The 20,464-nt window shown below is 45.2% G+C and carries 18 protein-coding genes; 3 read left to right on the forward strand and 15 right to left on the reverse strand.

What is annotated here, in order from left to right:
- Nucleotide 1: 1 nt before the first annotated feature.
- The 5 genes from ACQ5BJ_RS03940 to ACQ5BJ_RS03960 all read right to left on the reverse strand — a co-directional run bounded on the left by ACQ5BJ_RS03940 (nucleotide 2) and on the right by ACQ5BJ_RS03960 (nucleotide 5,789).
- Complete coding sequence (locus tag ACQ5BJ_RS03940) at nucleotides 2-697, reverse strand: response regulator transcription factor (protein ID WP_430108694.1); 696 nt, start codon at nucleotides 695-697, stop codon at nucleotides 2-4.
- Between the two features lie 88 nt (nucleotides 698-785).
- Nucleotides 786-2,768, reverse strand: coding sequence for an ABC transporter permease (locus ACQ5BJ_RS03945; protein ID WP_430108697.1), 1,983 nt, complete (start codon nucleotides 2,766-2,768; stop codon nucleotides 786-788).
- 17 nt (nucleotides 2,769-2,785) lie between these two features.
- Nucleotides 2,786-3,478, reverse strand: coding sequence for an ABC transporter ATP-binding protein (locus ACQ5BJ_RS03950; protein ID WP_289355549.1), 693 nt, complete (start codon nucleotides 3,476-3,478; stop codon nucleotides 2,786-2,788).
- 39 nt (nucleotides 3,479-3,517) lie between these two features.
- Entirely contained in the window at nucleotides 3,518-4,234 is a 717-nt protein-coding gene (locus tag ACQ5BJ_RS03955) for a lipoprotein BA_5634 family protein (protein WP_289355548.1), read from the reverse strand.
- 352 nt (nucleotides 4,235-4,586) lie between these two features.
- Nucleotides 4,587-5,789: a multidrug effflux MFS transporter gene (locus tag ACQ5BJ_RS03960; RefSeq protein ID WP_289355547.1), complete on the reverse strand. Its 1,203-nt coding sequence runs from the start codon at nucleotides 5,787-5,789 to the stop codon at nucleotides 4,587-4,589.
- A 194-nt stretch (nucleotides 5,790-5,983) separates the two neighbouring features.
- Here ACQ5BJ_RS03960 and ACQ5BJ_RS03965 point away from each other — a divergent pair, with 194 nt between their 5' ends.
- Both ACQ5BJ_RS03965 and ACQ5BJ_RS03970 read left to right on the forward strand, forming a co-directional pair.
- Nucleotides 5,984-6,292 (forward strand): hypothetical protein, encoded by a 309-nt coding sequence (locus ACQ5BJ_RS03965; RefSeq protein ID WP_193373008.1) that lies wholly within the window; start codon nucleotides 5,984-5,986, stop codon nucleotides 6,290-6,292.
- 335 nt (nucleotides 6,293-6,627) lie between these two features.
- Complete coding sequence (locus tag ACQ5BJ_RS03970) at nucleotides 6,628-8,160, forward strand: flavocytochrome c (protein ID WP_430108702.1); 1,533 nt, start codon at nucleotides 6,628-6,630, stop codon at nucleotides 8,158-8,160.
- Between the two features lie 350 nt (nucleotides 8,161-8,510).
- Here ACQ5BJ_RS03970 and ACQ5BJ_RS03975 read toward each other — a convergent pair whose 3' ends face one another.
- The 8 genes from ACQ5BJ_RS03975 to ACQ5BJ_RS04010 form a co-directional block, all read right to left on the reverse strand.
- The gene (locus ACQ5BJ_RS03975) at nucleotides 8,511-10,226 is read right to left on the reverse strand and encodes a methyl-accepting chemotaxis protein (RefSeq protein WP_430108704.1); all 1,716 of its coding nucleotides are present in this window, start codon (nucleotides 10,224-10,226) and stop codon (nucleotides 8,511-8,513) included.
- 322 nt (nucleotides 10,227-10,548) lie between these two features.
- The gene (gene glpX, locus ACQ5BJ_RS03980; RefSeq protein WP_005550065.1) at nucleotides 10,549-11,523 is read right to left on the reverse strand and encodes a class II fructose-bisphosphatase; all 975 of its coding nucleotides are present in this window, start codon (nucleotides 11,521-11,523) and stop codon (nucleotides 10,549-10,551) included.
- A 48-nt stretch (nucleotides 11,524-11,571) separates the two neighbouring features.
- On the reverse strand, nucleotides 11,572-12,375 hold the full coding sequence (locus tag ACQ5BJ_RS03985) for a pyruvate, water dikinase regulatory protein (protein ID WP_005550064.1): 804 nt from the start codon (nucleotides 12,373-12,375) through the stop codon (nucleotides 11,572-11,574).
- A 16-nt stretch (nucleotides 12,376-12,391) separates the two neighbouring features.
- Nucleotides 12,392-13,030, reverse strand: coding sequence for a CBS domain-containing protein (locus tag ACQ5BJ_RS03990; RefSeq protein WP_040736521.1), 639 nt, complete (start codon nucleotides 13,028-13,030; stop codon nucleotides 12,392-12,394).
- A gap of 206 nt (nucleotides 13,031-13,236) precedes the next feature.
- Nucleotides 13,237-15,969 (reverse strand): pyruvate, phosphate dikinase, encoded by a 2,733-nt coding sequence (ppdK, locus tag ACQ5BJ_RS03995; protein WP_005550062.1) that lies wholly within the window; start codon nucleotides 15,967-15,969, stop codon nucleotides 13,237-13,239.
- Nucleotides 15,966-16,145, reverse strand: a complete 180-nt coding sequence (locus tag ACQ5BJ_RS04000; RefSeq protein ID WP_005550061.1) for a GapA-binding peptide SR1P — start codon at nucleotides 16,143-16,145, stop codon at nucleotides 15,966-15,968. The genes ppdK and ACQ5BJ_RS04000 overlap by 4 nt, the downstream gene beginning before the upstream one ends.
- Complete coding sequence (gene gap / locus ACQ5BJ_RS04005; protein WP_005550060.1) at nucleotides 16,106-17,164, reverse strand: type I glyceraldehyde-3-phosphate dehydrogenase; 1,059 nt, start codon at nucleotides 17,162-17,164, stop codon at nucleotides 16,106-16,108. The genes ACQ5BJ_RS04000 and gap overlap by 40 nt, the downstream gene beginning before the upstream one ends.
- Nucleotides 17,165-17,489: 325 nt before the next feature.
- Nucleotides 17,490-17,801, reverse strand: coding sequence for a CHY zinc finger protein (locus tag ACQ5BJ_RS04010; RefSeq protein WP_005550058.1), 312 nt, complete (start codon nucleotides 17,799-17,801; stop codon nucleotides 17,490-17,492).
- A gap of 198 nt (nucleotides 17,802-17,999) precedes the next feature.
- On the opposite strand from ACQ5BJ_RS04010, the gene ACQ5BJ_RS04015 reads away from it, so the two are divergent.
- Entirely contained in the window at nucleotides 18,000-18,536 is a 537-nt protein-coding gene (locus tag ACQ5BJ_RS04015) for a superoxide dismutase family protein (RefSeq protein WP_005550057.1), read from the forward strand.
- 85 nt (nucleotides 18,537-18,621) lie between these two features.
- On the opposite strand, the gene ACQ5BJ_RS04020 is transcribed toward ACQ5BJ_RS04015, so the two are convergent.
- A complete protein-coding gene (locus ACQ5BJ_RS04020) occupies nucleotides 18,622-19,590 on the reverse strand; it encodes an ABC transporter substrate-binding protein (protein ID WP_262866702.1) in 969 nt (322 codons plus the stop codon).
- Nucleotides 19,591-19,790: 200 nt separating this feature from the next.
- Nucleotides 19,791-20,006: a hypothetical protein gene (locus ACQ5BJ_RS04025; protein ID WP_157267158.1), complete on the reverse strand. Its 216-nt coding sequence runs from the start codon at nucleotides 20,004-20,006 to the stop codon at nucleotides 19,791-19,793.
- Between the last annotated feature and the right edge of the window lie 458 nt (nucleotides 20,007-20,464).

Consider the following 20,464-nt stretch of genomic DNA (forward strand, 5'->3'; position numbering starts at 1 on the left):
TCTACTCTCTACTCACATCCTTGCTCCAGCGATAGCCCAGTCCTCTTTGCGTAACGATGAACTGCGGATTTCTCGGATCATCTTCCACTTTGTCTCGCAAACGTCGAATATATACAGATAACGTATTTTCATCAAAGAAAACCTCATCACCTTCCGTGATATGTAGCAGGAGTTCATCTCTTTTTAGTGCTTTGTGGGCATTCATCATGAATGTGAGCAGAAGCTTATATTCTAAATTCGTTACTGGCAGGCTTTCATCATTTTTGTACACCTTGACTAGGTTCATATCGATTCTGATATTCTCAGACGTTAAGATCGTTGAAGAAGTCCCTAGACGCGCTTGCTTGCGCAATTGCACTTTTACTCTGGACATCAGTTCCTTTACGCGAAAGGGCTTCGTAATATAATCATCTCCTCCAATATCCAGTCCCATGACCACATTTGCTTCTTCATCTAGGGCAGTTAAGAAAATGACCGATGTGTCGCTCTGTTTTTTGAAATGCAAGCATAAATCATAGCCATTTCCATCTGGAAGGCCGATATCTAGAATAATTAAATCAAAGGTACGATGGTCAAACTGATGCTTCGCTTCTTTGACGCTAGAGGCTTTAACCACCTCATACCCCTCATTTTTCAATGAAAATTCGATGGCTAGACCAAGAGCTTCATCATCTTCAACCAGCAATATGTTGCTCAACGTGTGGCCCTCCTTCTCCTCTTTCTATTTCCGCATAAGCCAATAAAATCAGAATAGCCTGACTATTCACATAGCCAGGCCCTCCGTATTATTCTTCCCTGATCACATCAATAATATTATCCTGTTGGATTTTGCGAAGTGGTATCAGAACGGATACATAACTGATGAACAATGCGGCAGCAAACGTAATGATACATGCCATATAAGGGATTGTCCATTCAAGCTTCAAGATACCAGAAGCAGCCACATATATTATATAGGATAGTATACATCCGAAGAAGACCCCTTGTAAGCTTCCAGATACACCGTATATGAGTGCTTCATAGATAATCATCTTTTTCAGATCTTTTTGCGACATGCCTATTGATTTTAATGCAGCCAGTTCTTTGCGTCTAATGATGATGCTGATCGTAATCGTATTGATGATATTCACACTGCCAATCAGCGAAATAACCGCAATAAAACCATATACGAGCACTTTAATAACGAGTTCTGATTCTTTCCTTGTTTTATTCTCGTCTAGGTAATTAACGATTGTAATAGAGTGCTTTGTTCCAACGGTCCGCTGAATGTCCGCAACGGTTGCGCTAGATTGATGCACATCCTTCAATTTGATTCGAAAACTAGTGTCTTGTTCGCTAACTTCAGATACATTTTCAAACGACTTCAATTGCTCCAAAATGGCTTGACTGTCTACGGAGGAATCACGATGACCTTCTTGCAGATAGATGGCTAGATCCGATTTCGCAGACTCATTGTTCACGTATTTGGATTCAAATGCGATATTCATGATCGATGAGAACGTAATAAACAATACACTGCTTATAATGATCGATAAGATGGTAATGGTATATCGATTTTTACTTCTTTTCACATTCTTCAAGGCCAGGCTCAGTGGAAAAGAAGCCGGTTTTTTCAGCACCGTATTTTTTTGTTTTTTGATCGATTCTTTTCTTATGGATAACCTGCTGCTGATCGCCAGCAAGGGAGATATTCTTCCTGCAAAAAAAGCCGGATAATAACTGGACGCCAATACCGCTGTCAGGGTAATGAGTGAACTGATCAATATGATCTGCCAATCGATGTGAAAGAAAGAGACACTTGCACCCGTTTCTAATAACAGGAGGAAAATGAACTGAAGCGCAGCAAGAGCCAAGATGCTGCATACAATTCCAAGCGGGATGGCGATAACAGCCAGCACAGCCGCTTCCCTCATGACGATGTGTCGAATCTGCTTGCGCGTCGCGCCTATGCTTCGGAGCAAGCCGAACTGCTTCATCCGCTCAACGACACTGATTTGAAAGGCGTTATAGATGACGACAGCTGTCGCCACCACAACTATACTGATGACGATGACAAGCACAGCCAAAATCGAGCGATTCGACTGTGGCTTCAACACTCTGATCAATTCTTCATTGATTACCAACTTCTCAGTTCCAGTAAATGATTTGATCTCGTCTAGAACTTCATTAAAGTTCGCCTTTTGGTTGATCTCAATTAAGATCATGCCTTCCCCACTGGCAAAATCACGTTTATAGGTTAATAATCGACCCACTTTACTTTTCTGTGTAAACTCGCGATTGTCTAGCAGCCCAACCAGTTTATAGGTTTCTCCCTCCATTTGAAAAGAGTCGCCGAGCTTAAGATTTTTATGGATATAAGGAAGCGTCCATGAATCGACAGCTGCCTCATGTTCATTGGCAGGCAGTTGTCCATCGAGAAGGCTATAGGGTAAAAACTCCAGCGCACGTTGATCGGCGAAATTCATTTGTACCACAACGTCCCCGAGTGGGATGGTCTTGCCCTGTGACATCAATCCATACGATGCGATTTGGGGATTGTATCTGATTTTATTCAGAATCGCTTCATCGTAATTGGATATGCCAACATGAAACGAAAACCCATTCAGCTTTTTGATGTTTTCAATTTGGGAGAGCTGTGATCCTTTCATAAACAGACCGATCGTGGATATTAACGCTACAGAGAGTACAATTCCGACCAAGGTTAAGATGGTTCGCTTGATATTCCCTTTTAGATACCGGCTGCTTAGTTGTTTGTAACTGCTGATCAACTTCATTCTCCTCCAATCTATGCCTGATTCGCAGCTAGCCGTTGATCTGAAATGATACTGCCGTCTTCGATCGTAATGACCCGGTCGGAAGCCGAAGCAATCGATAAATCATGCGTAATCAACACAATGGTTTGATTGTATTTCTTCGCTGTCAAACGTAATAAATCCATGACTTCCTTTGTATTTTTCGTATCTAGGTTGCCTGTAGGCTCATCGGCCAGTATCAAATGCGGACGATTGATAAGCGCCCTGCCGATGGAGACCCGTTGCTGTTGGCCGCCAGATAGTTCGGATGGCAGATGAGTCTTCCGTTCCTGCAGCCCTAAGGTTTCAATAATTTCATCGAGATACGTCATATCTACCTGTTCATTATCTAAAATCGTAGGCAAAGCGATATTTTCCTGGACATTCAATACGGGAATTAAGTTAAAGAATTGAAAAATAAATCCGACTTTCCTTCTTCTGAATATCGAAAGCTCATCATCCGAATAATCGTAAATACTATTTTCCCCGATGAATACTTTTCCTGAAGTTGGCCGATCCAATCCTCCTAATATATGCAGCAGTGTACTTTTCCCTGAGCCGGACACACCCACGATGGAAACAAATTCTCCTTGCTGAATCGAAAGCGTAATCCCTTTTAACGCCTCTACCCTGCTATTGCCTTCGCCATAACTTTTCACTACATTTTCCATGCGTACAACTTCCACACTGTCACCTACTCATACGTAAAGTTCGATCTCTTACACTCAATCTTGTACATCTACAAAGTTTACCTTTTCTTCGCTAACCGCATAGACGCTTCTGATTTCATCTATAACCTTGTTCACCTTTTCTTTCTTTTTATAATCAAAGCTTTCTTTTTGGAAATGAATCAATGAAATTGTTGACTCTGCTTCCTTTATGTTGTTATAAGTTTTGTCATCAACAATAACAAGATCCATAGGTCTATACCCGATCCACGCTTGACGTTTCACATACTGTACAGGCACCATCTTACCATTCAAGTCGATTTGGTTATTCTTCATTTCGTCATCACCTAAAGAGAAGAGCAGATTTTGACCATTCGATAATTCTTGGATCGCGGTAACTGGATCTGAAATAATGGACAAACTTTCAGGATCTTGTCTAGCTCGAATAATCCCCTTCTTGATGAACTGCTCAGCGGTGGATCGCTGAATAACCGAATAATTGATATTTCGGATATCAACTTCCTGACCCGTTTCCTTCTTATCCTGCTCTGACAATTTCGTTACTATTTTGGTTGTGACCAACTTCATTTTGTAGTCGATCATTTCTTTGCTTCTATCTTTGTACAGCTCTTTGACTTTCTTCGTCTCTTGATCTGTACCGATAACTAAAATTCCATTAACCGATTGTGAAGGGCCTTCCACAAAACGTTTTACGCCGAGCCCTATACCTGCAAAAATAGCGATAACCAAAACGAGACCTATTATTTTTTTCATCTTTTTGACTGCTCCTTTTATAAAAATCATCTGATGTCTGGATTATAGATGAATTTGCTTTACAAGTTAATGACTCTTATCTAACCATTTTAATCATCTTCCTTACTTTTTAGTAAGAATCGAAATGAAGACTTGCCTGTCCTAAATTAAGGACTGTATTGAGGATGCGATCCAAAATGACGAAATAGATCGATGCTGAAATGAAAACAGCGACAGTCATAGACGAAAAATTAGTCCGTGACTGCCGCTGTTTTATTCGCTTTAAATCCGTTCCAGAAGGAAAAAGGGATTCATAAATAATCACTTTTCCAATTTATAACCTTTATTACTGCGACAACATTACGATAGCTTTTTAGCTTGTTTCCTGGCTTGAGGAAAGGTTAGCGATTTTTTTGCTCACTATGACCATTACTGCCGCCAGTATAAGAAAATATAATGGCATCGTCACTAACGAATCATTATGCAGATAGCTCATTCCGCTTGTAATCAGACTCACGACTACATAATACCCTAATCCAAAGATAGCCCCTGCTGTCCCCAATACATCGCTGTAACGTACTAGCGCCAAGCTTAAGCAGTTCGGAATGGCCATGCCAATCCCAAGCAGCAGGATGAAAATGCAGGCGACAAACACACCCATGGACAACAGCGATGAGCTTAAACCGTTAAGCGTAAACCCGACCAGCGCTCCAGCACCAAGTACAGTGACGAGACAGCCGATCAGAATGATCTGCTCTGGTTTCAAGGTGGACAATAGCTTCTTCGACAGCATGGCTCCTATTATCGAAGACAACGCTACAAAAATACCGAAGAAACCATAGATGCCTGGCGTCATCTCAAAGTATTCAATAAATACGAAAGGCGCTTCTGCATAGTAACTGAACAGAATGCCGTTCGTTGCTCCGATTAGAAAGCCAAATGCCCATACTCTGCCGTCTGTAATGAGGCGCTTGGCGACAGACAATGTATTCACATTCAAAGTTGTCGTGGCACCTCTCGTTTCAGGCAAGGAAGCGAACGTGTACATGAATATCGCCACACCCATGATGACAAGGGTTAGAAAAACAGCCCTGAAGCCTAACGACTGATCAACCCAGCCTCCAATCAGCGGCCCTAAAGCCGGTGTAAAAGCAAGAGCTGCTGAGATTTGAGCAAATACAGCATGACGCTTCGAACCATCGATGCTTTCTCGTAAGATCGTTTGCGTTACAACCGAGCCTGTACTTGCACCGAATGCCTGCATGAATCGACTAACCAATAGCCACTCCACGGAACCTGACAGATAACAGCCTATGCTGCCTATTCCATATACGAAAATGCCCCAAAGCATGGCAGGGCGCCGACCAATTGCATCCGATAACCTTCCCCAGCAAAAAACACCAACCGCAAACCCAAGAAAATAAATGCTGAGCGTGAGCTGAATCATGTTGTTGCTTGCCTGCAATTGACTAGCAATGTCCGGCAAAGAAGGCGTGTATATCGTTTCGCTGATTTGTGGAAATCCCACAAGAATAATAAATAAAAGCAATGATGGAGTTGAGATTTTTTGTGCCAACTTGCATTCCCCCTATAATTTCGAAAATCTCAATTACATCATCGAAATGTCAGGGAATCGGGGGTTTGCATTTGATTAATCTTGCAAATGAGAGTGCCATAATGAGTGATCACCTTACAATGTTATAGGGGGTAAATATATAGAGGATTATATCAGAATCACATAAATATTACCACGCTCTGACAAGCTTGGACTTGAATTCAAATGCAGATGGCACCGGAACCCCAACCTACGGCTTATTTCTAGCAAATGGTTTCTATGACACTTGGGAAGAAGTTGGTAAAGGCAATGGATTTACTTTCTGTCAGGACGCCGACCTATTGAATGATCAATCTTCCTTATTCGCTAGAATCGACTACATTTTATTTAAAAATGGATGGATGCCCGTCAAGGCAGATAATGTTGGAGAGAAGCAGCAAGATCGAACCGATACAGGACTGTGGCCTTCCGATCATGCAGGGGTAACAGCAACATTAAATCTTGGGTGCAGAAGTTACGGATAAGCAGTGATGAGTCGTCAAATATCCATCGACGACCCGTCCCCATTTCATTTCTTTGTGAATGTGGGGCTTTCCAATATTTACGTAACGTATTTATACCTAAAACCACCTTGGAATGTGAAAAACATCACAATATAATAATTGAAAATATATTAAAATTAAAATGAACTTAAAAGAGAGCCAACTTAGAAGTCGGAAGAGCAACTATGAAAGCCATTCAATTGCGTAGAAACCGCAGTACATAGCCTACTCGACATTACGGGTTCGCTTCGTTGCATTCCGTCCTAGGTATTCCCTTAAGGTTCATCTATAAAGAGATAGAAAGCGGAGGAAAACTCATGAGAAAGAATGCAGCAGCAACGTTGATTCTCGTTCTCTCGTTTATGCTCATCATCGCTGGATGCGGCGGTAACGGGAATACGAGCGCGAACCAGAATCAAGACAATGCAACAAAAGCAGAGAAACCAGAATCAGAAGCCGTGTCGGGAGCTTCGAAAGCAAGCTACACCCCTATCGATCAATTACAAGATAAATATGATATCATCATCATCGGTGCAGGTGGAGCTGGGATGACCGCTGCCCTTGAGGCAAAAGCCAAAGGCATGAACCCGGTTATTTTCGAAAAAATGCCGGCAGCCGGCGGAAATACGATGAAGTCCTCATCGGGTATGAATGCTTCTCAGACGAAATTCCAAAAAGAGCAAAGCATTGAAGATAGCAACGATCTCTTCTTTGAAGAAACGTTAAAAGGCGGTCATGGAACGAACGACAAAGAAATGCTTCGTTACTTCGTTGACAATTCCGCAAACGCGATTGACTGGCTGGATTCTATCGGCATTCGCTTGAACAATCTCACGATTACTGGCGGTATGAAAGAAAAACGTACACACCGTCCTGAGGACGGCTCTGCTGTTGGACAATATCTCGTTAGCGGTCTTGTTAAAAATGTACAATCTAAAGGAATTCCACTTTTCGTCAATGCAAAAGTAACAGATATTACTGAAAAAGACGGCAAGGTTAACGGCGTTAAAGTTCTCTTTGAAGAGAAGGATGAGAAAAATATTGCAGCGAATGCAGTTGTTGTGACAACTGGCGGTTACGGTGCCAATATGGATATGATCTCCTCTGTTCGCCCTGATTTGAAAGGTCTCGTAACGACAAACCAAGAAGGCAGCACAGGTGACGGCATTACAATGATTGAAAAACTCGGCGGCGTTACTGTCGATATGGATCAAATTCAGGTTCACCCTACTGTGCAGCAAGAGAAATCGTATCTCATCGGGGAAGCTATCCGCGGTGAAGGCGCAATTCTCGTTTCTAAAGACGGCAAACGATTCACTAACGAATTAGACACTCGTGACAATGTAACTGCAGCCATCAATAAGCTTGCTGACAAAGCCGCTTATCTCGTATTTGATTCCGGCGTAAAGTCGCGTGCAAAAGCGATTCAGCAATACGAAAAAATGGGCTTCGTTATTAAAGGCGAAACGGTTGAGGCTCTGGCAAAAGAAATGGGCGTTCCGGCAGACCAACTAAAATCTACGCTGGATACGTGGAACGGCGCAGTGAAGGATAAAAAAGACGCTGAATTCGGCAGAACAACAGGCATGGACAACGAACTGTCCGCTGGCCCATTCTATGCCATCAAAATCGCTCCAGGTATTCATTACACTATGGGCGGCGTGAAAGTCAATACGAACACTGAGGTAGTAACGAAGGACGGCAAGTCTATCCCAGGTCTGTTCGCAGCTGGCGAAGTGATTGGCGGATTGCACGGTCAAAACCGTATCGGCGGCAACTCCGTTGCAGATATCATCATTTTCGGACGTCAAGCTGGTATCAAGTCGGCTGACTTCGCAAAAGCACAATAAGCGATTTCGTATCACAATGAACGCTTGGGCTCATCAAAGCTCAAGCGTTTTTTCTACTTACCAAGAAAAAAACGCACACTTCCCCCTTACCTAACGCAAGAAAAGTACTATAAAACTATTGCATGATAGCGAGCGTTCGGATAATCCAACTAGAACCCGTCTGTAATAGTCACTCCAAACTATCAGAAGCTCGTTTCTTAAGAGTCGCTGCAATTGATCAAGAAATAATGAAAAGCGGGCGGATACTTCATCCCCCTTATCGACTCTTATTATGCAGATCTTCTAATGATTAAAATAGCCGGCCTGTCTCCAACGACAGCCGGCTATTTTTGCAGCTTGTATATTTTTGATTATAGTCTGAAACGATTTACCATCATCTGCAGCTCTTCCGCCATTTGCTTAAGCTGTTCGATCGAGGCCGATATGGTCTCCACGGAAGCAAGCTGCTCTTCTGAAGCAGCAACGACTGATTGTACCGCAGAGGAAACATCAGTCGCAACCTTCGCCATTTCATCTACGGAGGCCGTAATCTCCTCTGTACCTGCTGACATTTCTTCGGTAGCTGCAGATGTCTCCTGCACTTGACCTGTTACTTGCTGCACCAACGCCATAATATGCTCGAACATCTGCCCGGCCTGTGCAACCACCTTCATGCCGGAAGCTACCTCCTGCCGAACATAGCCCATTGCATTTACGGTTTCCTGCGTGCTATTCTGCATGACGGAAATGAGTTCGGCAATCTGCTTGGCAGATTCACTCGATTGTTCAGCCAGCTTGCGAACCTCGCCAGCAACTACAGAGAAGCCTCTGCCGCTCTCCCCGGCTCTTGCCGCTTCAATCGATGCATTCAGTGCAAGCAGGTTCGTCTGCCCTGCAATATTCGTAATGACATCAATAATCTTCTCAATCTGAAGGGAATGATCAAGCAGCTGCTCCACTGCGGATTCAGTTGTATGCACGGATTGATTAATTGACTTCATCTGCTCCATCGCATCAACGATCGTCGCATTCCCCTGCTCGGCTTGTAGCGCTGAATGACTTGCCAATTCCGCTACACTGGCCGTGTTTTCAACGATAGATTGGATGCCGCGTGCAAATTCCTCAAGTGCGATTGCATTTTCCTCCGATGCCGTCTGCTGCAGCTGTGAACCGGTTGCAATTTGTTCCATTGAAGCTGCAATATGCTCTGTCGCTTGCGCCGTTTCATTTGCATTGTCCGATACAAGGCGTGAATTATGAAGCAGCAGCTCTGAACGTTCATGCACAGTGCTCATAATCGACGACAAACCTTCCATCATCTTGTTAAAGTCCTTCATCAGCACCCCAATTTCATCCTTGGATTCATACGTGCCGCGAACGGTTAGATCCCCTTGTTCAGCTTGCTCCATCAGCCTTTGCATTTGACGAAGCGGCTTCACAATCATGTTGACAGTGATGTACCCAACAAACAAGCATAGCAGGAAGGATACGATTCCAATAATCACATTTGTTAAGGTGGAAGCATCTGTAAGCTGCCCCACCTCCTCAGCTTGCTTTGCTGCCAAATCTTCATTCAGTTTCGCAAGCTCAGTAAGTATATGTTGTACTTTGACTCTGACTTCACGCACATTCCCATTATAAAAATCATATGCCTCTTCGTTCTTATTGGCTACGGCTAATTCAATTGAACGTATATTACTTTCACGATAAGGCTTTAACGCCTTATCATATCCATCTACCAGCTTCTTCTCTTGTTCTGTTTGCATAACCTCTTTGTAACGTGTCAACAAAGTATTATTCTCTGCTCGCAATCGATCAATCGTTTGCTTGAGTTCATTATTTCTAGTGTCGTCACTGCTCGCCATCAATTCGAAGATAGCCGCATCAATGGTACGATTGTTCACCATAATCTGCTTCACCCACATGATGGATTTCAGATTATGATCGAACATGTTGTCGTTCTTATCATTGATTTCATTCATTGACTGATACGACATCATGGTGATGAAAGCCAACAGCACACTGCCGACTCCGACCAGTATAAAGATTTTCATTGAAGTATTCAGGTCTCTAAATCTAAACTTCATGGTTTCTCTCCCCTCTATATGTAACTTAATCATTATCGACAAATTCAGACATATTTTTTATAGCTTCATATAGTTTCCAATGCTTTTTTAACGGTTTTTCTGAAAATTTACTGTAAATACATTACTATTATCACTACCAGCGAAGGCTATAAAATCAAAAAAACTCACGCTTGAGACCATGCGGTCGACCGTTTCCTAACGGTCTCGCCCAGTTCATCAAACGTGAGTTTTTCGTTCATTATGAAATAATGCCTTTAACATTTCACAATCTTAAATTAGATTAACACTAGGTAAGGGTTTGCCGTATGGATCTGCGTCCCTATCAATGCATTCCTGACGCATGCTTGAGCTTCATCGACATATTGTGTACGCAGCGCAAGTATCGAATAGTGCCCGTATTCGCACGCATAATGACCGAATGCGTCTCTACACGCTGTCCCGCCAAATAACGCACGCCGTTCAGCAGGTCACTAGTCGTAATTCCTGTCGCTGCAAAAATAATGTCCCCCGTGCCTACGAGATCCTCCATCCGCAGCAGCGCACTAGGATCCGAAATCCCCATTTTCCTGCAGCGATCATACTGCTTCCGGCTTTCCACCATTAGACGGCCCTGCATCTCTCCCCCAAGACAGCGTAATGCAGCTGCGGCTAATACGCCTTCCGGAGCACCGCCTGAGCCTACATAGAGATCCACACCGCTTTCGGGAATCGCCGACACAATTGCACCAGATACATCTCCATGCTCGAGGAGCTTTATCCGAACTCCATGATTTCGCAGCACTTGGATGATATCACTATGGCGATCGCGCTGCAGAATCATGACCGTGAGCTCCTGAACAGACTTGCCGAGCCTTTCAGCAGACTTCTCCAGCGTAAGCTCAATCGGATCGTCCAGACTAACATGTCCGGCGAGTAACGGACCGACTGCAAGCTTCTGCATATACATATCCGGCGCATGCAGCAGGTTTCCTCTTTCCGCAATAGCAATAACAGACATCCCGTTGTTCAATCCATTTGCGACGACTTCCGTACCTTCCAGCGGATCCACTGCTACATCCACATCCGGCCCTACACGATTCCCAACCTGCTCTCCAATATAGAGCATAGGCGCCTCGTCCATTTCACCTTCACCAATTACAACTGTGCCGTTAATCGGTACAGTATCGAACATTTCTCGAATGGCAGAGGTGGCGGCAAGGTCAGCGCCATGTTTGTCACCCCGTCCAATCCAGGAGGCTGACGCCAGTGCACCTGCCTCTGTCACACGCGCGATTTCCAAAGCTAGCTGACGATCCATCTCCACTTCTCTCCCTTTTTAGCTGCGTAAAGTTAATTGCAAATGCATTCAGTGAATCAAATCCATCACAATACCTGCTGTTTCCTCAATAGCTTTATCCGTAACATCGATGACAGGACAACCTAATCGGTCGAACAATGAACGGGCATTTTCCAATTCCTCTACTATGCGATCAAGTGATGCATATCTGGCTAGAACAGGAAGACCCATCGTCTTCAATCGTTCGGAACGAACCTTCAATAGATGCTCAGCGTTCATCGTCAGACCGATTATCTTGCTTGGCGAAATACTGTATAAGTGCTCCGGCGGCTGAATTTCAGGCACGACCGGATAGTTGACAACCTTTTTCCCTTTATGGGCTAAAAATACGCTTAATGGTGTTTTGGAAGTGCGTGATACGCCAAGCAGCACGATATCAGCTTTCAGTATCGCATGCAGATCCTTGCCATCATCACATTTAACAGCGAACTCCACCGCCTCAACACGTTGAAAATAATCGTCATCCAAGCGATGCAGCAAGCCCGGCATTCGCTTCGGCTGATCCTCAAATGTATCTACAAACGCCTGGATCATCGGCCCCATTACATCTACAGCTCGAACATGCAGGCGAATGGCATGCTCCTTGATCGCCTCCCGCAATTCGGGCTGTACCAGCGTATAAGCAACAAAGCCTCCGGACTCTGCAGCTTCCTCCATCAAAATACGAAGCTCTTCCTCGTTGCGCACATTCATGTAACGCTTAATCTTGATTTGCGGCGCTTCAAATTGTCGTATAGCAGCCCTTACTACTGCTTCTGCCGTCTCTCCGACGGAATCCGAACACACGGTAATTGTATATGACGCGTTCCCCATACGCTTCGTCCCCCTGCTAATCCTGGTCTACTTTGTCGAGCAGCAGCTTAATGATTGTCGTCTTCGTAATTCGCCCTACGACATTGCCATCTTCATCAGAAGAATTCTCTGGATACGATACAACTGGAAGGCTATCTACTTGATGATGAATCATTTTGCGCGCTGCTTCCAATACAGATTCCTCTGGACTGATCGTCACAATATTCGGCTGTCTGGTCATCACCATACTGACAGGCATGGAGGATGCATTCGGATTGCCTAATGTTACCTTAAGCAGATCTTTACGGGAAATGATACCCGCAAGCTTGCCTCCTTCGTCCGTCACCATTAAACTGCCGATATTTTCAAGGAATAAAGTGACCACCGCATCCTGCACCGTCGTCTTCACATCGACTACAATTGGCATGCCTTGAACCTGTCCGACCTTCATGTTGCGCAGGACGTATGAATCCGACTTCTTTTTCTCTGCCTTCTCCCCGAGAAAATAGCCTACCTTGGGCTTTGCTGCAATATAATCGAGCATGACAAGCAAGGATAAATCAGCACGAATCGTAGGGCGACTCACCGTGAGCATCTCCGCAATTTGCTCTCCCGTAATTGGGGCATGCTTTTTGACGATTTTGATAATTTCTAACTGTCTTGTTGTTAGTTCGATAACGCATCCCTCCGTTTCATGCTATAAAGGCCGCCTTGTATCACGATATCTTTCCTTACGCTGTACACGCAGGATTCAGCTCGCATTCTGTTCTGACAAGATTATAGCATTCCGAGCGGAGTGCGCGTAACTCCCGATTGCAGGAGAAGCAGCACTCCAGCCCGTTTTTATCTCGCAGGGTTACGATATCTCGCTGATGACACCAATCACACCGCTGCTTCTTGGGATTGTTCTGCCTGAACTTCGCCTGTGCCAAGCATTTGTGCATGCTGCTGCCGCGCTGCGCCATTCATACGAATATGGGCTTGCGCTGCTGCAATTCGCGCAACAGGCAGTCGATAAGGCGAACAACTGACATAGTCCAGTCCAATCTGCTGGCAGAACATAATGGATTCATAGTCGCCTCCATGCTCGCCGCAAATACTAGTCGTAAGCATCGGGTTTCTAGCTCGGCCTTGCACAACCGCCATCTCAATCAGCTTGCCGACTCCCTCTGTATCCAGCACTTGAAATGGATTGTAAGGAAGCAGCTTATTCTCCACATAGTGAGTCAAGAACTTTCCTTCCGCATCATCGCGGCTGTAGCCAAACGTCATTTGCGTTAAATCATTGGTGCCAAAGGAGAAAAAATCAGCAGATCGAGCAATTTCTCCAGCTGTCAATGCTGCGCGCGGCACCTCGATCATCGTCCCTACTTTGTAAGGGCAATTCCGTCGCTCCTCGCCCAGCACTTGTTGCGCTACCAGATCAACAACGTTCCGGAGGAAATGCAGCTCATTGACGTGACCAACAAGCGGAATCATAATGTGCGGCAGCACCGTAACCCTGTCTCGCAAACAGCGAAGCACAGCCTGGAAGATTGCTTCCACCTGCATTTCATAAATTTCCGGGAACATAATGCCAAGTCTGCATCCGCGCTGCCCAAGCATTGGGTTGGTTTCCTGCAGTTCGCGAACACGGCGGATCATGCGTTCCAGTTCCTGAAGTTCTCCATCCTTATCCGCTTGTTCACTATCTAAGGTATGCAGGGCTTCCTTGCGCTCTGTAAGCTCCTCTATGTTCGGCAGGAACTCATGCAGAGGAGGATCAAGCAGCCGTATAGTAACCGGGAGACCATCCATCTCCCTGAACATATCTTCGAAGTCTGCCCTCTGCATCGGCAGTAATCGATTCAGTGCCAGCTGGCGATCAATCTCCTTCTCCGCCATAATCATTTGTTGGACAATAGGCACTCTAGTCGGAGACATGAACATGTGTTCCGTCCTGCACAAACCAATTCCTTCTGCCCCGAATTCTCTTGCCTTACGGGCATCAGACGGTGAATCTGCGTTTGCAAGAACCTTCATCGAGCGAATCTGATCAGCCCATTCCAACACTTGCAGCATTTCTGGCGTTATATTCGCATCTTGAAGCTCAATCCGTCCCGGAATGACTTGACCGCTGCCGCCATCAATCGTAAGCCAATCTCCCTCGTGGATGATGAATCCATTGGCGATCAACTGCTGTTTTTCCTCGTCAATCTGCAGCGTTTCACAGCCGCATACACAAGGTTTCCCCATACCCCGTGCAACTACCGCAGCATGGCTGGTCATCCCGCCTCGCAGCGTGACAATCCCTTCAGCAGCAATGACACCGTGAATATCTTCCGGAGTCGTCTCCATTCGTACAAGAATAACCTGTTTTCCAGCCCGTTTCCATTCATCGGCCACGTCAGCCTCGAATACAGCTTGCCCACAAGCTGCACCTGGAGAAGCGGGGAGTCCTGTCGCAATCGCACTATGGTCAGCAGCCGCATGGAGTGAACGATGGAGCAGATGATTCAAATGCTGAACATCTATTCTCATCACTGCCTCTTCCTTACTAATAAGCCCTTCCTTTACTAGATCAGAAGCTACTTGCAATGCTGCTCTGGCGTTGCGCTTCGCATTGCGAGTTTGAAGCAGATATAACTTACCGTTCTCAACGGTAAATTCAATATCCTGCATATCGCGATATTGCAATTCCAATTGCTTCGCACATAAGGATAATTCCTCATACACATGCGGCATCGTCACTTCCAGCTCCGCGATTGGACAAGGCGTTCTTGTGCCTCCGACGACATCCTCCCCTTGCGCATTCATCAAGTATTCACCGAATAGAATCGGCTCTCCAGTCGAAGGGTTCCGCGTGAACAACACGCCCGTTCCACTCGTCTCGCCCATATTGCCGAATACCATGGACTGCACATTGACTGCAGTCCCCTGATCATCTGGAATCTGATGGACTTTCCGATATACCTTCGCCCTTGGGCTGGACCAGGACAAGAACACGGCCTCAATAGCTTCCTGAAGCTGCTGCTTTACAATTTGCGGGAACGTACGCTCCGCTCGCACTTCAATAAGAAGCTTGAACTTCTGAACAAGTGATTTCAGTGATGCTTCTGTGAGCTGATGATCCTCTGCACACCCGGCAAGCTGCTTTTCTTGCTGCAATAAACGCTCAAAGTGAACTCCCTCAATGTTATAAACGACGGAGCCATACATTTGAATGAAACGGCGATAACAATCATAAGCGAATCGTCGATTGCCCGTGAGCTTAGCCAATCCTTCTACCGTCTTGTCAGTAAGCCCGAGATTGAGTATCGTATCCATCATCCCTGGCATGGATGTCACGGAACCAGAACGCACGGATACGAGCAGCGGGCAGTCTTCACTGCCAAAACGCCGTTCCTGCGCTCTTTCCACCTCGACCAGAGCACGCATCACTTCATCCATGATTCCTGCAGGCATATGGCATCCGCTGCTGTAATATTGCCTGCACACTTCTGTAGTAATGGTGAAGCCAGGCGGGACAGGAAGCCCCGCCTTTGTCATTTCAGCCAGATTAGCGCCTTTGCCGCCCAGGAGCTCGGCATCCTCTTTCCCGCCATTTCGAAACGAGTTCACTCTTGATATTGTCAAGCCGAAGCGCTCCCTTCTTGCTCGCGGCACGATTCTTTATTACACACCATATATTTTGTCTTCACACCATTTGTAGGCAAGGTATCGATAATATCATCACAATAACGGCAAATGATCGTGCCCAAGTCGTTCTCTTTTACATACTCAGTGATGAGCTCATCGATTTGGTTTCGCATGTTGGTTCTACCTCCTCGGATTGGACGAACATATACTTGACGAAATCCGTTACACGGCACGCGTATGCCCATTCATTGTCATACCATGCCAACAGCTTCACTTGGTGACCTGACGTTTGAATCGATAATCCATCAATAATTGCAGATTTGCGGTTGCCAATATAATCACTGGACACCAAAGGCTCCTCGTTATATTCCAGATAAGGCTCCATGCCTTCCCTAATTGCATTCGTAAATACTCGAACAATATCTTCCTTCGTAACTTCACTGTGCAATCCAGCAGTAAGGTCAACCAAGGATACATTTTGCACAGGAACTCGCAAGGAGATTCCTTGAACCCGCTCCGCGAGATGTGGCAGAATATCCTTTAAGGCTTTGCCAACTCCTGTTGAAGTAGGAATAATCGAGCTGCCGCAAGCGCGGCCTCTCCGCCAATCTGAGTGCGAATTATCCAGATGCTTTTGGTCATTCGTATACGCATGTACGGTCGTCATCCAACCGTAGTCCAGGCCAAATTCTTGATCGAGCACATGAAGGAGAGGCGCTAGACAATTCGTCGTGCAGGAAGCTGTCGAGATCAGCGCATGCTGCTGCGGGTTATATGCATGCTCGTTAACACCCATTACAATGGTACAGTCCAGATCCTTGCCCGGTGCTGTCACCACTACCCGCTTCGCGCCCGCCTCCATATGAAGGGACGCTTCTGAACGACTCTTAAACTTGCCTGTCGCATCGACGACGACATCAATTCCATGCTCTCTCCATGGAAGCAGTTCTGGTCTGCGCTCGCTCACCACCGGAATTCGGTGCCCTTGAATGAAAAGGCATTGTTCTCCTGCCTTCATATCTACATCCCAGCGACCGTGAATCGAATCATACTTCAAGAGATGCACCAATTGATCGGGTGCGCAGGTAGAATTAATAAGGCCGAGTGAAGCACCGTCACCATCCATGAACAGACTGCGAATAACCAATCTTCCGATTCTTCCTGTACCGCTAACACCGAGTCGTTTCTGCATATATCGTTTGAACCTCCTTTGTTCACTTTATATATTACGTCATAATTAATTGGATTTCAATAATTAATACACACTATATGTAATTTTGTTTCGGAAATGAATAAGAAAAACGTGGATTAGCGCAATAATTAGACATATATAATACACACTATATTCAAGAAGCAGCATGTCTTAATCACCTTTATTAGCGATTCCAAAGCAAAATCAGCGGTACCCTTCAGACAACAAAAAAGATGACTCTCATCCTCAGAAGGTCATCTACGGTATAACTCATCTATTCTTCACTCCCCTGGCCGTTTTGGCTCAGGTTCCTTTGCAGCTCCTTTTACTCGAAATACAAATGATTATGGTTTTTGCAACCCGGATTAAATGAAACATTGCAAACCGGACACTTATAATGAGAATTCAAATACTGCTCAATGGTGAGCTCTGCATAGCAGCTTCCACAAAGGATCGCCTTCGCACCCTGCTCTTCCATAGGCCATACGATTGGCTGATGATCGGCCATCTCTGCATGACAATAATAACAGCCGTAATACACATCACAGCATTTGAACTTAATTGCAATTACATCTACCTCGGAATGATAGTGCCGACATCTTGTCATCGCATCTATCGCACCTGTCACATGAATCATTTCATTACCTCGCTTTATAGTGTTTCTGCTTTCGAATCTCTCTCAAGCGGTCGTCTCGTCTATATTCGTCTTATACAAGCATACCATATTCCTTCAATTCACCACCCTGTACCTAAGCAAATTACAGTCAGACGGTTTTCTTTCTGTAAAATAGGTAAACACTGTTACCGACCCGATCAAAATTTAAGGAGGATCGATATGAAAAAACTTGCAATTGCATGTATGCTGGCAAGCTGTCTGCTGCTAAGTGCGTGTACAGCCAAGGAGGCACTTGCGGAAGAGAAAACTCCATTTGTGAACGTGAACATTATTAACACAAAAGGAGAATCGATCGGTACTGCACAGCTAACCCAAGTAGGTAACAAGGTTCAAATGGCTGTCGATGTACGGGATCTGTCACCCGGTAAACATGGCATTCACTTTCATGCGGTAGGACGTTGTGATACTCCTGACTTCAAGACGGCAGAGGCACATTTGAATCCAACCCATAAGGAGCATGGCTTCGAAAATCCGAAGGGCTACCACAGCGGCGACTTGCCTAATTTAGAAGTAGGTGCAGATGGCAAGGCCCAAGCTACCTTCACAACCGAGATGGTCACGCTGGAGAAGGACAAGCCTAATTCCCTGGTGAAGCCTGGCGGCACAGCGTTAATTATTCATGCGCAGCCGGACGATTACAAGACTGACCCAGCAGGTAACTCAGGCGATCGCATCGCATGCGGAGTTATTCAATAGTAATGTGATCAACACAATGAGGGGCTTCCATTCGTCATCCTTGATGATGTAATGGTAGCCCCTCATTATGTTCTAGACGAGTCATCTATTTACGTGTAAATAGAGTCATTGCCTCATCCAACGATTTAAGTTGGCCAAGGGCAGAGTAATCCAGCCATGGCTGCTGTGCAATCGCATGAACATTACTGTTTTTGACTGCCTTTAGATTTTTCCAGATGGCGCTATCCTCCAACTCTTTGAATAGCTGCTGAGCAGCCGAATCAGCAGCTACCTCAAGCAGAATATGATCGGGATCGAAATCTGGCAGCACCTCGCTGGAGATAGCTTGCGGCCCTTCTTTTCCTCGTCCTATATTTTCCAAACCCTTCGCAGGTTTAATTCCCAAATCTCGATAAAGCAATGATCCATAATTGCGATCTAACCCGTATACTCTGAGCTCTTTTTTCATGACGCGCAGCACTAACACCGTTTCGTCTCCAAGCGCTTGCTTGATAGATTCTTTTGCTGTAGCGGCTTTTTGTTTATAATCAGCAATAAACGCCTCGGCCTCTTTTTCCTTGCCTAACGCCTTGCCGAGCTGTTGCAACTGCTCTTCCCAGGTCGACTGCTTGAAACTCAGTACCATTGTCGGCGCGATCTTTTCGAGTTCATCCTTGCCCTTTATCAGTTCTTCCTGCGCGATGATAAGGTCTGGTTCCGCGTTCACGAGCGCTTCGAGGTTGGGATCTTGGGAATTCCCTAAATTTTGTGTATGTTGCAAGAGATCGGCTACATGCGGGAGAAACTCTTTTCCTTTTTGCGTGACGGCTCCGATCGGAGTAATTCCCAATGCAAGCAAGTCGCTTGTAAAAGGAATAGATAATACCGCAATCCGTTTGTCTGCTCCCGCAATATCTGCTGGAGGCTTCGTATCGGAAGTGACCGTTTGAACCTGTGATGAATTCCCCGATTCGCTCTGTTTATTCGAGGCCACTTGTCCGCTGCATGCTGCGGTAATCATTACGAGTAAAGTACAGATGCAAGTAATTATCTTCATGCGATGACGTGTAATCATGATGCAATATCCCCTTTAAAGTCGTCTAAGATTTAAATGAAAATGAAATCATTATTATGATAGGTAAAGAACGATAAAACACATGCCCGATGTTGCGCGCACCATACAGCTTTACGTTCTTCCACATCCGATCATAGACCGGCATAGACATCATTGCATTGGCGCTTCTTTATCGATATGTATGACAAATGGATTCACGCTTAGTGTTTATATCCGACATCACGGTCAATGTCGCGTATTTTTCCACTTGGCTGCAGTAATTGCTGCTTCGCCTGATTCATGCGCAGATCGGTCAAATACTCGATTGGACTCTTCTTCCTTTGCGTTTGAATAGCTAAGAGTAATATGAAGGATTCATACCAGCCATATCTGCTAGTTTGTCCAAGGAAATCAGCGATAGAGATTGGCTGTTCCAAAATAATTATCGAATCAAACGTCTAATGCGATGATGCTGCTCGACCCGTATTTCCCCGCTTACAGGCAACGTCAACTCCTTCTCCTTACTCTTCTCACATCACTCCACCCCATTGCGTGATAGATGTCGAACTCGGTTTTGTATAGGTGCAGTCCATGTTTAGCATCGCATTCAACTACAGAAACGGATCCAACTGGCAATAGAAAAACAATATTCGGCAGCACCCCGGCAGCAATACATCCGTCTTTCATGTACAATTTTCCCGTTCCCCCTTCACCACTTCCTATCCTCTCGATCCTATCATTCGCTGCTCACGAATTACTCAAATAATAATGATTATCAATATCAACTACTTATTTTCTCATGTTCGTTTTCATTTGTCCACAGATGATGCATAATAACCACTCCATACACGTAAAAAAGCTGCTCCAATTCCACACCTTCGATGTTACGAACAAC

This window comes from Paenibacillus sp. B1-35 (genome assembly GCF_050474385.1).
Classification (GTDB): domain Bacteria; phylum Bacillota; class Bacilli; order Paenibacillales; family Paenibacillaceae; genus Paenibacillus_B; species Paenibacillus_B alvei.

What these genes read in the sequence shown, in the direction of transcription:
- ACQ5BJ_RS03955 (WP_289355548.1), bottom strand. Translation starts at nt 4,234, where the DNA reads ATGAAAAAAATAATAGGTCTCGTTTTGGTTATCGCTATTTTTGCAGGT.
- ACQ5BJ_RS03970 (WP_430108702.1), top strand. Translation starts at nt 6,628, where the DNA reads ATGAGAAAGAATGCAGCAGCAACGTTGATTCTCGTTCTCTCGTTTATG.
- ACQ5BJ_RS03975 (WP_430108704.1), bottom strand. Translation starts at nt 10,226, where the DNA reads ATGAAGTTTAGATTTAGAGACCTGAATACTTCAATGAAAATCTTTATA.
- glpX (WP_005550065.1), bottom strand. Translation starts at nt 11,523, where the DNA reads ATGGATCGTCAGCTAGCTTTGGAAATCGCGCGTGTGACAGAGGCAGGT.
- ACQ5BJ_RS03985 (WP_005550064.1), bottom strand. Translation starts at nt 12,375, where the DNA reads ATGGGGAACGCGTCATATACAATTACCGTGTGTTCGGATTCCGTCGGA.
- ACQ5BJ_RS04000 (WP_005550061.1), bottom strand. Translation starts at nt 16,145, where the DNA reads ATGCGAAACCAAATCGATGAGCTCATCACTGAGTATGTAAAAGAGAAC.
- gap (WP_005550060.1), bottom strand. Translation starts at nt 17,164, where the DNA reads ATGCAGAAACGACTCGGTGTTAGCGGTACAGGAAGAATCGGAAGATTG.
- ACQ5BJ_RS04010 (WP_005550058.1), bottom strand. Translation starts at nt 17,801, where the DNA reads ATGATTCATGTGACAGGTGCGATAGATGCGATGACAAGATGTCGGCAC.
- ACQ5BJ_RS04015 (WP_005550057.1), top strand. Translation starts at nt 18,000, where the DNA reads ATGAAAAAACTTGCAATTGCATGTATGCTGGCAAGCTGTCTGCTGCTA.
- ACQ5BJ_RS04020 (WP_262866702.1), bottom strand. Translation starts at nt 19,590, where the DNA reads ATGATTACACGTCATCGCATGAAGATAATTACTTGCATCTGTACTTTA.